The 14751-nt window shown below is 48.1% G+C and carries 15 protein-coding genes and 1 riboswitch; of the genes, 6 read left to right on the top strand and 9 right to left on the bottom strand.

Annotation, left to right across the window (positions count from 1 at the left end; all coding sequences use genetic code 11):
• Positions 1–5 precede the first annotated feature (5 nt).
• Positions 6–1328: a sodium-dependent transporter gene (locus MHM89_RS01535; RefSeq protein WP_239407909.1), complete on the bottom strand. Its 1323-nt coding sequence runs from the start codon at positions 1326–1328 to the stop codon at positions 6–8.
• A 90-nt stretch (positions 1329–1418) separates the two neighbouring features.
• Between MHM89_RS01535 and MHM89_RS01530 the strand changes: the two genes are divergently transcribed.
• Positions 1419–2132, top strand: coding sequence for a 4'-phosphopantetheinyl transferase superfamily protein (locus MHM89_RS01530; protein WP_239407908.1), 714 nt, complete (start codon positions 1419–1421; stop codon positions 2130–2132).
• On the opposite strand, the gene lysC is transcribed toward MHM89_RS01530, so the two are convergent.
• The 7 genes from lysC to nhaD all read right to left on the bottom strand — a co-directional run bounded on the left by lysC (position 2104) and on the right by nhaD (position 7922).
• Positions 2104–3453, bottom strand: coding sequence for a lysine-sensitive aspartokinase 3 (gene lysC, locus MHM89_RS01525; protein WP_239407907.1), 1350 nt, complete (start codon positions 3451–3453; stop codon positions 2104–2106). The genes MHM89_RS01530 and lysC overlap by 29 nt on opposite strands.
• 80 nt (positions 3454–3533) lie before the next feature.
• Positions 3534–3706: riboswitch (Lysine riboswitch) on the bottom strand.
• Between the two features lie 156 nt (positions 3707–3862).
• Positions 3863–4336, bottom strand: coding sequence for a hypothetical protein (locus MHM89_RS01520; protein ID WP_239407906.1), 474 nt, complete (start codon positions 4334–4336; stop codon positions 3863–3865).
• 299 nt (positions 4337–4635) lie between these two features.
• The gene (locus tag MHM89_RS01515) at positions 4636–5091 is read right to left on the bottom strand and encodes a hypothetical protein (RefSeq protein WP_022945125.1); all 456 of its coding nucleotides are present in this window, start codon (positions 5089–5091) and stop codon (positions 4636–4638) included.
• A 31-nt stretch (positions 5092–5122) separates the two neighbouring features.
• Positions 5123–5467 carry a hypothetical protein gene (locus MHM89_RS01510; RefSeq protein WP_022945124.1) on the bottom strand — a complete coding sequence of 115 codons (345 nt, stop codon included), beginning with the start codon at positions 5465–5467 and terminating at the stop codon, positions 5123–5125.
• Between the two features lie 11 nt (positions 5468–5478).
• The gene (locus MHM89_RS01505) at positions 5479–5970 is read right to left on the bottom strand and encodes a M23 family metallopeptidase (protein ID WP_022945123.1); all 492 of its coding nucleotides are present in this window, start codon (positions 5968–5970) and stop codon (positions 5479–5481) included.
• Between the two features lie 37 nt (positions 5971–6007).
• The gene (locus tag MHM89_RS01500) at positions 6008–6427 is read right to left on the bottom strand and encodes a GNAT family N-acetyltransferase (protein ID WP_026111135.1); all 420 of its coding nucleotides are present in this window, start codon (positions 6425–6427) and stop codon (positions 6008–6010) included.
• A 247-nt stretch (positions 6428–6674) separates the two neighbouring features.
• A complete protein-coding gene (gene nhaD / locus MHM89_RS01495; protein WP_045978368.1) occupies positions 6675–7922 on the bottom strand; it encodes a sodium:proton antiporter NhaD in 1248 nt (415 codons plus the stop codon).
• Positions 7923–8236: 314 nt separating this feature from the next.
• On the opposite strand from nhaD, the gene MHM89_RS01490 reads away from it, so the two are divergent.
• The 5 genes from MHM89_RS01490 (at position 8237) to MHM89_RS01470 (ending at position 14040) form a co-directional block, all read left to right on the top strand.
• The gene (locus MHM89_RS01490) at positions 8237–9511 is read left to right on the top strand and encodes a hypothetical protein (protein ID WP_239407905.1); all 1275 of its coding nucleotides are present in this window, start codon (positions 8237–8239) and stop codon (positions 9509–9511) included.
• Entirely contained in the window at positions 9508–10056 is a 549-nt protein-coding gene (locus tag MHM89_RS01485; RefSeq protein ID WP_022945119.1) for a hypothetical protein, read from the top strand. Before MHM89_RS01490 ends, MHM89_RS01485 begins: the two co-directional genes overlap by 4 nt.
• Positions 10057–12843: an ATPase gene (locus MHM89_RS01480; protein ID WP_239407904.1), complete on the top strand. Its 2787-nt coding sequence runs from the start codon at positions 10057–10059 to the stop codon at positions 12841–12843.
• Between the two features lie 68 nt (positions 12844–12911).
• Positions 12912–13385 carry a hypothetical protein gene (locus MHM89_RS01475; RefSeq protein ID WP_239407903.1) on the top strand — a complete coding sequence of 158 codons (474 nt, stop codon included), beginning with the start codon at positions 12912–12914 and terminating at the stop codon, positions 13383–13385.
• Positions 13386–13443: 58 nt separating this feature from the next.
• The gene (locus MHM89_RS01470; protein WP_235418924.1) at positions 13444–14040 is read left to right on the top strand and encodes a DUF998 domain-containing protein; all 597 of its coding nucleotides are present in this window, start codon (positions 13444–13446) and stop codon (positions 14038–14040) included.
• 17 nt (positions 14041–14057) lie between these two features.
• On the opposite strand, the gene MHM89_RS01465 is transcribed toward MHM89_RS01470, so the two are convergent.
• The gene (locus tag MHM89_RS01465) at positions 14058–14750 is read right to left on the bottom strand and encodes an aspartate/glutamate racemase family protein (RefSeq protein WP_239407902.1); all 693 of its coding nucleotides are present in this window, start codon (positions 14748–14750) and stop codon (positions 14058–14060) included.
• Position 14751 lies beyond the last annotated feature (1 nt).

Raw genomic sequence — 14751 nt, 5'->3', positions numbered from 1 at the left:
GCCGGCTATTTCAGCGCCACATTAATAAACACGGCGGTCATTAGCACCGGACATACTAGGCGTATATACCAGCGCAGCGCCACAATACTCATCTTGTCAGATTGCGCTAATTGATTACCACGGCGCCACACCCAGCCGAGGGTAAGAAAGTAGAACAATCCCATCAAAGGCAACTGGTACTGAGTAAATACTTGGATCACTAAGGCAAACAGCCAATCAAAGTTCAACACTATGGTGAGCGATGCCAACATCACCACGGCGCTAACCAGCCAGGTCGCTGCCTTACGGCCGATACCATGATTTTCCACCAAAAACGCCACCGGGATCTCGGTCGAAGAAATGGTCGAGGTCAGCGAAGCAATAGACATGAGAACGAAAAAGGCCAAGGCAATCACCAGCCCCATGCTGCCCATGGTATTAAACAATTGTGGGAGCACCGCGAAGATCAGTTGCCCTTCGCCAATGAGTTTGCCGTTTTGGAATACTTCCACGCCATTGTGGCTGGCGACAAAAATTGCGGGCACAATAAGCAGACCGGCCAAAAACGCCACCGATGTATCGAGGGCGGCCACACTCAGGGTCAGCTTGCCGATATTCGCTCCAGGCTTTAAGTACGAGCCGTAGATCATCATGCACCCTACCCCCAGCGACAATGAGAAAAACGCTTGTCCCATGGCAGCGATGATTAAATCTGGGTCCCACACTTTAGTAAAGTCAGGTTGCAGGTAATTACTAAAGCCTTCACCGGCGCCGGGTAACGAGCCGATATAGAAAATCAAGCCAACTAACAGCACCAAAAGCAACGGCATTAATCGCCGCGACCAGGCTTCAATCCCTGATTTGACCCCTTTTAAAATAATGCTTGCGGTTAACACCAACATCAGCGGCGTGAAAATAAGGTTACGGGCAAGAGAATCGCCACTTAAAAATGCGGCAGCGTCATTCATACCCAGCATCTCGCACAGCGGCGCTAAGGCATGAGCCAACATCCATCCGGCCACGATAGAATAAAAGCTCAGCATGACAATGGCCCCGGCTAAACCGATATAACCAGCCCCTGCCCCTATTTTTGCCGCTTTTGGTTGCCAAGCACGTTTAAGTGCTTGTACCGGGTTGGCTTGAGCGGCGTAGCCCAGGTACAGCTCAGTGAACAGTGCCGGTAGTGCCAAGGCAAAGATGACAATGAAATACACCAGTAAAAAAGCACCGCCACCGTGATTCGCTGCTTGAGTTGGAAAACCCCAAATATTACCTAGGCCTACTGCTGCACCAGCTGCCGCTAGTACAAAACCTATACGGCTTTGGAAACCGTCACGCTTATTCGTCATTCGCAGGGATATCTGTTATTGTTTTGCCGCTATTAAATCATAATTACCCGTAACAAAGTAGTCATAGCCACGCTTATCGGAATGTCCTTGATGCTAAACCCTGCCTATCGCTTTTCACCTTTACCGACCGATACCGAGCAATCTGCCAAGCACAGCAACGTGGTGTTGCTTTATTGTGCTAAGGCGCACAGTGAATTAGATGACTCACATTTGCACCGCATAGAGCAAGCGGTCTTAGCAAAACGTAAAAAGGTGCAGGCTCAGCAGGAATATCGCGCCACACGCTGGGCCATAAAACAGCTAGCGCGACAACTCTACCCACAGTATCGCGATTACCCCCTTGCTGCCTGGTGCAGTGAATTTGACGTTGATCAGGCGCAGCTGGTGCTCAGCGTTGATGGCCACCCCCTCGATGCGCGGGTAGTCATCAGCCACGCTCATGGCCACATTGCCGTAGCAATGACGCGCGGCGCAACCTTATTAGGCGTAGATATTGAGAAAATTGACAACGCACGCGCCTTTAAGAAGCTGGCGGCGCACTATTATCCTGAGGCCGAGGCAAGGGATATTGGCAGCGATGTTGAGACCTTTTTCCGGGTGTGGACATTAAAAGAAGCCTACGCAAAAGCGACTAAGCAACCCATTGCCACCTTGTTAGGCCAACCCATCTTGGAGCTTATCGCCGCCCTTGATGGCCAGGTGTATTGTCAGGAGCTATTTGCCGGGCACTTTGATATCAGTCTCATCACCGATAGGCAGCGCCCGGTGCTTACTGTTAACCTTCCAGCAGCCGTTGATGAATAGTTTGCACCACCGCATCAGACTGGCTTTGCTCAACCAAGAAGCACAGGTTATGTTTCGATGCGCCGTGACAAATAAGGCGAATATCAAACTCACTAAGCACCTGCATTAAATTCAGCTCGCTCTGGCGCAGGACAATCTCCGAGCCAATTAACGCCACCAATGTGAGGTTATTCTCAACCGACACATGGCAAAACTCGCTTAAACGCTCAAGGGCTTGCTGATCCAGCTCCGGACGACTGGCATTCGGGGCATTATCGAGCGTCAGTGCGACACTGATCTCCGAAGTTGTGACCAAATCAACGGAGATTTTATGCTCACTCAAAATAGTAAACACCCGCGCTAAAAAGCCGCTCGCTAATAACATTTCCGGGCTTTTTAGGGTCAAGAGAATTTGGTTTTTACGCTGAGTCACAGCGCGAACCCCGGCTAAAGTGTCTCCTTGTGGCGTTTTTTGTATCCAGGTTCCACCCCCTTGTGGTTCGCGACTGGAGCCAACAAACACACTGATGCCACTGCGCGCAGCGGGTAAAATGGTCGCCGGGTGTAAGACTTTTGCGCCAAAGGTTGCCATTTCGGCGGCTTCGTCAAAGCTTAAGTGGGCAATGGGTGCGGCTTTGGCACAGACTCTGGGATCGGTGCTGAAAATACCGACCACATCGGTCCAAATATAAACGCTGTTCGCGCCAATCGCCTCGGCTAATAATGCCGCGCTGTAATCCGAACCACCGCGCCCTAAGGTGGTGGTATCGCCATAATCATCACTGCCCATAAAGCCCTGAGTGACAACCACTTGATCTTTAAGCAACGGCAGCAATTGGGCATGGGCTTGCTGTGCCGTAGTTTTAATATTGGGCTGGGCTTTGCCAAACTGACTATCTGTTTTTAGCACCGAACGCACATCAAAGCGCGTTGCCGCCACGCCGTGTCCCCGTAATACCTGAGTAAACAAATAAGAGGAGAAGCGCTCGCCAAAACTCAGTAGCTCATCGCTGTGAGCGCTCGATTGTGGTGCTTGCGCAGCACTGCTGCGAAAAGCGCTCAAGGTGACATCAAAGCCGTGGGCTAAGTCGGCATCAAGGCTGACATATTCGAGAATATTAAGCTGGATAGCGATCACCCCATCGACGTGCGCTTGGCGCTGCTGAGGCGTTAATGCACTTTGGCATAACGCTACAAGGTGATTGGTGACCCCGGCGCTGGCGCTGACAACCACCACACGCACATTGTCATTGGCGGCGATGATTTGTGCACACCGACTCATAGCGCTGTGATCGGCCACTGAAGTGCCGCCAAATTTAGCGACGGAATATTCCTGATTCATTTTCTCTCCGAGATGAAAAACGAGTTATTTTTCAAATACAATCAGGAGAACTTGGCAAGACTAAAAAGGTAAGAATGTCCATTGCCAGAAGCCCTCCACCCCAACAGGTGACAGTTCCGAGGATTCAGCCTCAAGAACCGAAAGCCATTGCGACGCACAATGCACTTCCTCGGCGATAGTCTCCCTCATAAACGGTCAAAGGCTGTCGTCGGCCTCACGTTTACTACCTAGCTATCGCACCTCTTCTGCGACACATTCGATCTTGCGACCGAAGTGAATCAGCAATGTACCTAGCAGACGGCTAGAAGTCAATATCACACTTCACTGGAAGGTGTTCTGGCGGGTAATGATTGCTTGGACACACAAGTTGGCCGCAGCCAACCTGTGTATTGCCGATTATGGAATCTAATTAAGGTTGTATGGGGCAATGCTCACCATCAACTGGCACCCAAACAGTTCGCGTTTCCATACGACAATTATATTCGACGGTTTGCTCTTCTTGTTGAGTGAAATAGGAGTTGTGTTGATGCATATATACGCCACCGGGAGCCTGGCCAGAAGGTCCGGCAATTGTCCAGTTTGCTGGGCAACTTTGTGTTGATAATACAACGCGAGTTTCCCACTCTGGCGCATCGCTATTAGGAGCCGATGCGGTAAGCCTGTAGTGACAACGTTTGTAAGAAACGTCTACTAACTCGGTTCTATAATCACAGACTCTCACTAATCGCTCGTCCCAATACCCTCCGCAATTTACACTGTTTACTTGGGTATCATAGAAGGTATTGTAGTCTGTTACTTTTATTTGTGAGCTAGATGCCAATAAATTATTGGCCACGAAAAAGAGCAACGCCAACACACAGGCTGATAAAATTTTTTGTCTCATTTTTATTTCCTTAACAATAGTTTGGAAACAAAAATGCTACATAAACTTATCATTTATATAAACAGAAACTAAGTTGATTGTTTTTCAATCAAGCCGCTATTAACCTATCAACAATAAATAAATCTGAACACCTCTTTTTCATTAAAAAGCCAACGTTATAATTCCTTAATTACGCAACAATCAATTTATAAAAATTTGCTTATAAAGAATAAATGCTCGATATTGTGTGAAAAATAAAGTTACCTTTCCTGTGAATACAATCGTCATGAGATAAGCTAATAGTGAGTGCTCGCCAATATCTAAGAAAACTGACTACTGTCTTCAGTCATGCGCACCACCAAACCTTGGGCCACTAAAAAATGATAAAGCTGTAAATCGGCTATCAGGTCACTCGAGGAGAGCTCAAAGTCTTGAAAAGTTCTATTGTGATAGCGAAAACGAACAATATGTTCATAACGCTGGTGCTGGCAGTAAATGACCTCTTTGACATCAGCGAGCTTTATCGGCGTATCAAGTAAGTTCAGTACCCCATGCTCAACAAATATGGCACTACAGCGTATGGGCTCGATGCTCCATTGATACTGGGCACTGAGCATAAAGCTAAATATCAACACCGATATCGCTTGCGCCCAAAAGCTCTGCTCCATCATAAAGTTAATAAAAAACAGTACATAGATAAACAATGCACCGGTATACAAAGCGCGGGTGATCACCGCACGCGTGGCAAATTGCTTTTTGCGGGTAAGTTGACTCACTGGGGTCTTCCTTGTTTGATGAAAACTGAATTTAATGGCTGTAGGCAGACGGCTGTTTTATTAGCCGTTCATTGTCAACGACCATAGTCCATTGACCGTCGTTGTTGTTCGGTGGCTCGTTGACGATGAAGGTGGTGCTGAAAAAACCAATGCCAACACTGAAGTCGTCACCCTCAAATGATTGCAACGGCCCTTCCACTGAGGTAGAGCCCCCGTTTTTATAGCGTTTATAGGCAACTGTGCCATCTTCAAGAATCAATAAACTCATGCTGGGACTTTGCCAGTGCCCGACATAATCGCGCTTTTGTGCAGGGACGGGTTCTGCGCAACTGCATAGCAGTAAAATAAACGCCAAAGCCAGTAATACTAATCGCATCCGTTGCTCCGTTAGTTGTCGAAATAAGTTATAGGGTTGAGGTAGAAGGCTTTCTTGACGCCTTGGGGGGCGCTATCAATAAGCCAAAAGTAAGGAATTAAAGTCACCAATGAGTAGTGTAAATGAGCGGCTTTACCTTGGGCATTGCCGCTGGTGCCAACACTGCCTATTTGCTCACCGCCACTAAACCAACGACGTTCGCTATCACTGAAGCTGTCTAGATGAGCATAATAGTGTAATCGCCATTTTGGTCCGAGGGCAATCATCACATTGCCGCCCTTGGGCCACTGTCCACGATAAATCACCAAGTGATGTGAAGCGGCCACCACGTCAGTGCCTTTATTGGCAAAAATATCTACCCCTTTATGCACCCCAGAGCTTCCCCAAGGTTCATACCAAAAGGTATCTTGATGCCAATCTGCGCTGCTTGCCCCATGCACGGGAATGGTCACCGGCTCGGGCACTAGAAACGCGAATATAAAACCAAACAGTAATGCCGCCAAAACTAACCTCCTTGTTCTTTTTAAGTACCGTCTCGGCTTACTCATGAAGCTGTTTGCTCATAAAGTATTTTTTGCCGTCAAGCGGATATTGCTGTTGCACCCATTGTGTTTCATAGCCATGACGCTCATAAAACGGTTGCGCCTGAAAATCCAAAGTATCGAGCAGCACATAGGTGCACCCGCGCGCCTTTGCGGCTTGCTCTATGGCAGTGAGACACTGTGAGCCGATGCCTTGTCCACGCAATGTGTCACTCACCCAAAGATAATCCAGTAGCAACCAATGACCAAAGGTGCGGCCACTGGCACCGGCTTTTACTTCGCCTTGTTCATCGCGCCAGCTAACCGCTAAAGGTTTGCGTTCTACATTTTGCCAATGGGCCCAATTATATTGGCTGATTTGCTGAGCAATAAAGTCGAGTAAGTCTTGTTCTGGATTCTGTATTACTTCTAACGTCATATGACCTCTGAATACATAGATGCAGCTAATTAAACACCGATATAAAAAGCGAAGCTTACAGAGAAAGGAAATGTTTTGCAGCGATCAACGACCAGTTCTAAGAACCAAGGTGCACATCACTGCTAGTAACTAAAAAATTGGCGCCAATCCTTTTTACCGTATAATCGCAATCCATGCCTATATGTGTGCATTATGAGGGCCAAAATAATGGCCCTCATGCTGTCAATGATATACCACTTTGCAGTACTTAAACAAACGCACCCATCATGTAGGCTCCGCTGTAACCTACTGAATAAGCAATTAATAAGTACACCGTATTGCGCAGATAGCTCATAAAGGTAAGGTCACGCACCTTACTCATGGCAATGATACCTGCGGCCGAGCCGATAACTAGCATCGACCCACCCACGCCGGTGGCATAGGTAAACGCGAGCCAGTCACGGGTTTGCATGTGAATATCTGCTTTTAATAACGCTGCGGTCAGTGGCACATTATCCACCGCTGCCGAGAGTATGCCCATCAAGTAGTTGGCTTGATTCGGTGCCAATACTTCATACAAGTGGGTAAATTGCGCCAGCACCCCAACCTCTTTTAGCGCGCCGACCAACAGCAACACACCGACGAAGAACAGTAAGGTGTCGTATTCAATTTCACGAATATAGTCGATGATTTTTTTATTCACGTCTTTTTTACGCATCAAGAACTGGGCGCTTAGGAACATCACCGAAAGCCCGAACAAAAAGGTCAGCAAAGGCGGAATGGAATACAGCACACTCATTGTTAGAGTACCGACAATGGTCGAAATAAAAATAGCTGCAATGGTGATATCGGTCTTTTCTATCGCTTTAGGCTCGCCCAAGGCGAAGCTCACTCGACCATTCATTTTCATCGATAACAAAGCAGCGAGCACAATAACGCTCAGTGCTGCTGGGGCCACTAGCAGCAGAAGATTAGCTATGGTGACTTTATCAGCAAGGAAGATCATTAGCGTGGTGACATCACCGGTAATAAGCGACACCCCCCCTGAGTTAACCGCGAAGATGATTAACGTAGCGTACTTGACCAGTTTGCGTCCGTCTAACTTCAACGACATCACCACCGCCAACGACACTAAGGTTGCGGTGATATTGTCGGAAATCGACGAAAACAAAAATGCAAAACCTGCAATCAGGAACATTAATTTACGCTCACTGATTTCGCTGGGCAATACGCGTTGCACTAAGTTTTGAATGAACCCTTTGGAATTGAGATAGGCAACAAAGGTCATTGCCGCCATTAAAAATAGCCAAAGGGTGGCAATTTCTAAAATATTCTCATTGAGTTCATGCTTAATGTGGTCGAGGGAGTGACCGTTTAGTGGGGAGATAAAGAGGATGATCCAGCACAGGGTGCCGAAAAACAGCGTGGTTTTAGCCTTATTCACGTGGATGACATCTTCCACGACAATAAGCACAAAGGCCACGGCAATGAGCGTCAAGATGAGCGCACTGACCATTTTTGGTATTTTTCCTTGCTATAGGCGAATAGAACAATACTGCTAAGTTTACTGCCCGTATGCACACACCCGCGCTACAAAAAACAAACTTAGGAGTACCCTGGGTTAATTGTCAGACCAATAACAGGTTTTTGGTCTGCAAGCGGCGCGAATTCTAACACCGCTTATGTCCCGGGGCTATTACCAAATACGCTAATATGACAATTTTTTTACTCCCCTCGTGTAAAGCTTGCGCAACGGCGCAAAAGCTGTTTTACCCTTAGTTCGCTTTCGTTATAATCGCTCCCCATTGCCAAGCACAAAGAATACATAACATGATACTAGCCAAGCGCGTTCTCAATACGCTGACAGAGCTATGGCCGGTGCTGGAAACTCTGATTAAACGCTACAAGATGGGCGATTTCAGTATTAAAGAAGTGCAGAGTATAGTGAAGCAGCACTTTCCCCACTATTCCGGCGCGCAAATATACAAAGAAACCAACCGCCTACTCAATCAAGACATCTTGGTGCCCTTGGCCAAGTCTTCGCAGTTGGAGATTAACCGCGCCATTAGTGATTTTGCCGCTTACTTGCTGCAAGATGAAAGTCTCGGTGTGGCCGCAGAGATTCACGTTTTGGTGGAAGACCTGCAACGCTTAAGCACTAAATTGTCACAAGCGGTAGATGATGCTGATTACATGGATATTAGTCGTTACAGCCGGATTATGGATGAACGGGTTCGCAAAATCGTTAAGCTCTATCGACATAACGAAAATGCCATTTACAACTTGGTTGAGCAAGCCAAGTCTGACGCCTCGCACTTGTCGCTGGCAAAACGCTACAAAGCCGTTATTGAAGCGTTCGATGAGTACATAGAGCCGATGTTAGCCATGCTCGATATCAACGGCCCATTTCAGCTGTGCTTTGATGCCATTGAGCAAGGCCTCAGCGCGCACTTGTATACGCTAAAGCAAAGTGGTCGTGACAGCGCCAGTATTCGCATGCTTGAGCAGCTGCGCACCCGCATCCTCGATATGCATCAAGTAGGTCAGCAAAGCTTGCGTCACAGCGCCGATATTCTTATGCCACTGCGTGAGGAGTTACGACAAAACACATTGATCACCCGTCAGGCAGCAAAAGTGCTGGCACACATAAGAAAGCGCGGGTTAGACACGGTTATGAGTGCCCATCAGCCGTTTTTTGCCTCCGATCCGATGCGCCACCAGCTCGGCAGCAATGCTCAGCTAACAGCCTATATGGCAGGGTTGGCTGAATTTGAAGAGCACGACTTTGAGCTGCCCGATGGCGACCAAGCTGCGCCCTATACACCGCCAGCGATCCCCGCTTATGGCGATGTGCGCGCACTGTTTAAAGGCAACAATAAAAAGCGCGCAGGCAAACAACAGGTTATCGATGTACTCAGTGGCTCCTACCCAGAACTAGAAGCCGATGAGCTACTTTACCTGTATCAAAAGCTTATTAACGACGCGAGCTTAGCACTCGAGCAAGATACCCACCCCGAACAAAAGACCTTCGCTGGCAAGCGCTTTACCTTGTATCCCTTCGTTGCCGCCAGCGAGCCCACTAATGAGAGTAATGACCCGGTATGAGTCAGATTGATTTATCGCAGCTAACGCAACTGCATTACATTAACAAAAAACTAGTCAGTGGCTACCACATCAGCGAGCAAGACAACTTGGCCTGGCAAGAGCTAGACCAACAGCGAGACCAATACGAGCTGTTATTTACGGCCTTAGGCCACACCCTTGTGCATGATGCGCGAGGCTTTTATTACTTCGCTATGGATGAAGGCACCGCCAATATGGGCAAAATATCGCGGGCCATCGCGCTTTTTATCTACACCTTAATCGAACACTACGCCAATGCCGGTAAAGATCCAATGCGTGCGCTATTCGACAGTGAGGTGGATTTAGAGCTATGCCAAGAGTTGGTATTGCACAACAAGGTGCTGTTTGACCAACTGGAGATTTTCTCCGGCACCGACCTGCGCAAAGACGTGTTAATGCGCATGGTGCGCTTGGGGCTATGCAAAGAAAAAGACCATGCCTTTCGCCTGCTCGCGCCCATCCATCGCTATTTAGATGCCCTATTAGAAGTAAACAGTGATGCGCTAGAAAGCGCCGAGGAGCTATAAATGCAGCAGTTACATGGATTAAGCAAACTCGCGTTGTTAAATACTGCCGGCTATGCCAAGTGCGTTATCCCCTTGCATAAAAGTAGCTCCATATGTGCCCCTAATAACACCGGAAAAAGCTCGGTCATTAATGCCCTACAGTTTCCTTTGATTAACGATTTGCGGCTCACCGAGTGGGATGGCCATGACTTAGAGGAAACTCGTAAGTTCTATTTTGCCTCCGACCAATCCTACATTTTATTGGAGGCTGATCTTCCTCATGGCAAAGTGGTTATCGGCGTCGCTGGGTTAGGTAAAATAGCCGGTTTCGCTCATCAGTACTTTTGCTATAACGGCGCTTTAAATTTAGAGGATTTTACCGACAATAAACGCATCGTTAAGTACACCCGGTTATTTAAGCATTTACAAGACAAAGGCTACCAGCCGCTCGAGCTTAAGGCGCAAGAGCTCAATGCCTTGCTGATTGGCGGTGCGACACCCTTTGACGGCGATATCAATTTACGCATGATCCCGCTTAATAATGTCAGCGACGCACCTACTTACAAAGAAATTTTTCGCCGTATGCTTAATCTTCATAAGCTCGGGGCCGGCGATGTTAAACGCTTTATGCTGCGTGTGTTTGAACGCCATATGTCCAACGCCCATGTAGACTTCTACGAAGTGTGGCAACGCGCCTTTGATAAGGTTAACCGAGCCCGCCGCGAGCTCAATGCCTTAGAGACCATGCAAGAGCCCATTGCCGCCTTGGAAAATATGCTGGAACATCAAAGCGCACTCAAGGGGAAGCTGGGTGCCTATGGGCCGAAAATAGATGTTGCCTTGGGCGAGTATGCTGAGTACTTCGAGGCGCAAAATGACGAGCTCAATGAGCAACTCTCGGCCATTGAATCGCAAAAGCACGAGTTTGAGCAAAAACAGCGTTTATATGTGCAACAATCTCGGGATATTGAGCGCAAAATGACCGAACTCAACGCCTGGTTTAGTGATTTTGATGCTCTGCATCATGAGTTTGAACTCGCTAATAGTGATACCTTACACAGCGAGCTCAAAGCACTGAAAGGTGAATATGAAACCCTTAGTCACTCATTGAAAAGCGCCGAAGGACAAAGCTTACACACCTTAGATTTCCGTATTAAGGAAACGCATAAGCAAATTAAAAGCCTGAAATTGCAACTCAAAAACCTTGAGTACAACCTGTTTACTCGCATGCGCGAAGATTTATCGCTTAAAGAGGTTGAAGAAATTTCGCGCATTTTAAACCCGGACTTGCTCTCTTTTGCCACCACCAGCGGCGGCGAAATTAGCATTGACGATGAGCACGCCTTTGGCGACTTCTTAAGTCTGTTGAGCGAGGCGATACGCGGCGGTGAGTTAGTGCTGCCCGGGGCCACCATCAAGCTTAAAAAGCTGCCTGTGGTGCAAATGCAAAGTGGCGCCGATAAAGCACAGCTCACCGAGCAATTGCAATCATTGGAGCATTCATTAACCGATTTAAAAGCGCAGCGTGACGTAGCCGCCGATGCCGCCGGCAAACAAGCTGAGCGTGACGCCCTTTATGAGCAGTTGATGGCCCAAGAGGCGGCATTAAAGCGCTATGAACAATACCAGGTGATGCAGCGCTCGCAGCAAGCGCAGCAGGCACTGATGGAGACCCTGAACGCCGAACAGGAAGAGGTGGATGGTTATCTCAGCGAGGTACAGCAAAGTGCAGCGGGGATTGCCGATAGCCGCGCAATTGTGAACTCCAAGATTGAAGCCCTGGCACGACAAAAGGCACGCTTAGAGCAGGTTAAAAGCGAGCGTATCGACCACACGCTGGATGTTGTAGGCGGTAAAGTAACGCCGTACTTAATCGACATTAACTTTGATTTTGATTCACTGGCTGACACCATTCATACCTTTAACAAAGATTGTCAGGAGCTGCGCAACTTCGATATTAATATTCGCAACACCTACTTGCACATCTACAATGCCGGGATTACCAAGTTCGACAACGAAAGCGATGAGCTGAGCAAATACCAAAAACTCATCAGTGCCTATCACAACATTGATAACGAACGCGAAGCCGTCAACCGCCAAGCACGTGTGGCCCTCACCGAGGTAGCGGCAACGATCAAAGGGTTACGCCAAGACCTGGATAGGTTAACGGCAGAGATGCGGTTATTTAACGATGGTATCAGTGAGCAGCAAATCTCTAACCTGCAAGGCTTTAAAATTGATGTGCTGCCTAGGCAGATGCTAGTGCAAAGCATTGATACCATTTTGGCGACCTCTGATCTGTATGAACAGGGTGACAGCCTTGATTTGCTCTCAGAGCAACATATCAACGAGTCGCAGGTGAATGAGGCGAAAGATCAGTTAATTAAGCTCGCCTCGGAAAAGGCTGGGCTGACATTGAGCGATTTATTCGATATTCGCTTTCAGGTGATTAATCGCGCTGGCGAAACCGAGTACTTCGATAAAATAGACTCTGCTGGCTCCAATGGCACCCGTATCACCATTAAACTGCTATGTGGCATGCTATTTATACGCCATTTGCTATCCGACAAAGAAAAGAGCCTGTATCGCGTGCCTTTATATATTGATGAAGCGGCTGATATTGACCCACAAAACCAACAGGCGATCATTGAAACCGCACTGAGCTTTGGCTTTGTGCCTATTTTTGCTTCGGTGAAGCCGCAAATAAGCTGCGACTATATCGTCCCGATTCGCACCCTAGGTGATGGTAAACAGAACTGGGTTGACGAGCGTGACTGGATTAAAGTAGAGCAAGACCAAGCTAGCTAAAAACTGACTGCGATGGAAGGCACTTATTTCTGTCGCCTTTAAATTAGCTACCACGCTAGGAGCATAGAGTGAGAAAAGGATTTTTGTCTTTGTTAGTCGCGGCGTTTTTGCCGCTTACTTGCAGCTATGCTGAGCAGCCAGTGAACACCGATATGCTCGATGCCCAGCAACGCTTTTTGCAAAGAAGTGTACAACAAACCCCTTTTAGCGCAGTGGTGCGCGTGCACAGCGTCAGCAGTATTGCCGATGATAAGGGTCTGGTGTGGCATATCTACCGTGGCGAGATTATCACCCCAATACGAGGACAACAAAGTGGTGATATTAGCTACGCGATGTTGGTGGAAAAAGGCGAAGAAGCGGTACTCCCCGCAGCGCCGGTGTTACTGACACTGTGCTTAAATGAGAGCGCTGCCATCCCTAGTGACTTCTATTGGCCAGGCACGGGGGCCGAATTTGCAATAACCCCTGAGCTACTCCAAGTTGCTCAACTAGCTGGTGCTCACAGTGACCAGACTCAAAAAGCGTTTATCATGTGTGATTAAGTAAAAAGTGGTACTTTGATCGCTACACGTTAATAGCAATAAATCAGGGAAGAAAACGATGCAAAGCATAGTGCAATATTCGGGGATCGCTGCCTCTATCTGGCTCATCACTGGGGTCTATGTTGCGTCACTGTTCTATCCTCAATACAGCCATACTCGCCAGTTTTGTAGCGAGCTTGGCGCCACAGGCAGCCCGACACATACCCTCTCACCGCTGATAAATAATTATCCATTAGGGCTGCTCTTTACTCTGTTTGGCGCTTATGTCATCAGCGTCAGCGACGGTTCACTGGCCTATCTGAGTATCGGCATCTTAGTCATTGTGCATGGGGTATCAACCTGGGGATGCGGGCTGTTTGCGATGGATAGCGACCCCTATACTGAGCACCCTACCCTGAGCTGCACCATTCACTCCTATTGTGGGGCGCTGATGTTGCTTTCATTACTCATTGCCCCGAGCATAGTCGCGTTATCATCGGAGTTCACATCGCTTATGCGGGGATTCTCGCTACTGTGTGTCTGCGCCTGCTTATATTTTTGCTATCGGCTTCATCTAGCTTTTAAAGCCCGCACTTACCCAGGCCTATATCAACGTTTGAGTTACGGCTGGCAAATCTTATGGTTGGTGGCGTTCTCATTTTATATAACTGACTAGACACACCGCTGTGTCATTTAGCGCAAGGCAAAATTGACCGCCGCTTGCGCATGCAGTGCCGTGGTGTCAAATAATGCCATGGCGGTGTCTTGTTGCTTTAGCAACAATCCGATTTCTGTACACCCTAAGATGACGCCTTGAGCTCCTTGGTGGCCGAGCTCAGTGACAATGTTTAGGTAATCAGACTCGGCCTGCTGACATATATGCCCTTTACACAATTGCTGGTAAATCACCTCGTGAACGCGCTGGCGCTGCTGAGCATTCGGCACTAGGACACTGATATCGAACTGCTCATACAAGCGCTGGCGGTAAAAAGGCTGTTCCATGGTAAACGCCGTGCCCAACAGACCTACGGTGGTAATTCCCTGTTGTTGCAGCGCTTCACCGACCGCATCAACGATATGTAAAAGTGGTATATCAATATGTGCGCTTACCTCATCGGCGACTTTATGCATGGTGTTGGTGGCGATAAGCACACAGTCAGCACCTGCACGCTGTAACTGTGTTGCAGCATAGCCGAGGCGATCTGCCAGTTGCGACCACTGATTGTCGTGCTGTAGCTGCGCAATAGTGGCAAAGTCGACACTATTGAGAATTAATTGAGCACTGTGCAGCCCCCCTAATCGCTGCGCCACGCCTTGATTTATAAGTTGATAGTAACTTTGTGTACTTTGCCAGCTCATGCCGCCAATGATGCCTAGGGTGTTCATC

It is taken from the genome of Pseudoalteromonas sp. CNC9-20 (genome assembly GCF_022347875.1).
In the GTDB taxonomy this organism is placed as follows: domain Bacteria; phylum Pseudomonadota; class Gammaproteobacteria; order Enterobacterales; family Alteromonadaceae; genus Pseudoalteromonas; species Pseudoalteromonas ruthenica.
The sequence above is the reverse complement of the archived record's forward strand: the minus strand, read 5'-3'. Positions and strand labels throughout refer to the sequence as shown.

What these genes read in the sequence shown, in the direction of transcription:
- MHM89_RS01535 (WP_239407909.1), bottom strand. Translation starts at nt 1,328, where the DNA reads ATGACGAATAAGCGTGACGGTTTCCAAAGCCGTATAGGTTTTGTACTA.
- MHM89_RS01530 (WP_239407908.1), top strand. Translation starts at nt 1,419, where the DNA reads ATGCTAAACCCTGCCTATCGCTTTTCACCTTTACCGACCGATACCGAG.
- lysC (WP_239407907.1), bottom strand. Translation starts at nt 3,453, where the DNA reads ATGAATCAGGAATATTCCGTCGCTAAATTTGGCGGCACTTCAGTGGCC.
- MHM89_RS01520 (WP_239407906.1), bottom strand. Translation starts at nt 4,336, where the DNA reads ATGAGACAAAAAATTTTATCAGCCTGTGTGTTGGCGTTGCTCTTTTTC.
- MHM89_RS01510 (WP_022945124.1), bottom strand. Translation starts at nt 5,467, where the DNA reads ATGCGATTAGTATTACTGGCTTTGGCGTTTATTTTACTGCTATGCAGT.
- MHM89_RS01500 (WP_026111135.1), bottom strand. Translation starts at nt 6,427, where the DNA reads ATGACGTTAGAAGTAATACAGAATCCAGAACAAGACTTACTCGACTTT.
- nhaD (WP_045978368.1), bottom strand. Translation starts at nt 7,922, where the DNA reads ATGGTCAGTGCGCTCATCTTGACGCTCATTGCCGTGGCCTTTGTGCTT.
- MHM89_RS01490 (WP_239407905.1), top strand. Translation starts at nt 8,237, where the DNA reads ATGATACTAGCCAAGCGCGTTCTCAATACGCTGACAGAGCTATGGCCG.
- MHM89_RS01485 (WP_022945119.1), top strand. Translation starts at nt 9,508, where the DNA reads ATGAGTCAGATTGATTTATCGCAGCTAACGCAACTGCATTACATTAAC.
- MHM89_RS01480 (WP_239407904.1), top strand. Translation starts at nt 10,057, where the DNA reads ATGCAGCAGTTACATGGATTAAGCAAACTCGCGTTGTTAAATACTGCC.
- MHM89_RS01470 (WP_235418924.1), top strand. Translation starts at nt 13,444, where the DNA reads ATGCAAAGCATAGTGCAATATTCGGGGATCGCTGCCTCTATCTGGCTC.
- MHM89_RS01465 (WP_239407902.1), bottom strand. Translation starts at nt 14,750, where the DNA reads ATGAACACCCTAGGCATCATTGGCGGCATGAGCTGGCAAAGTACACAA.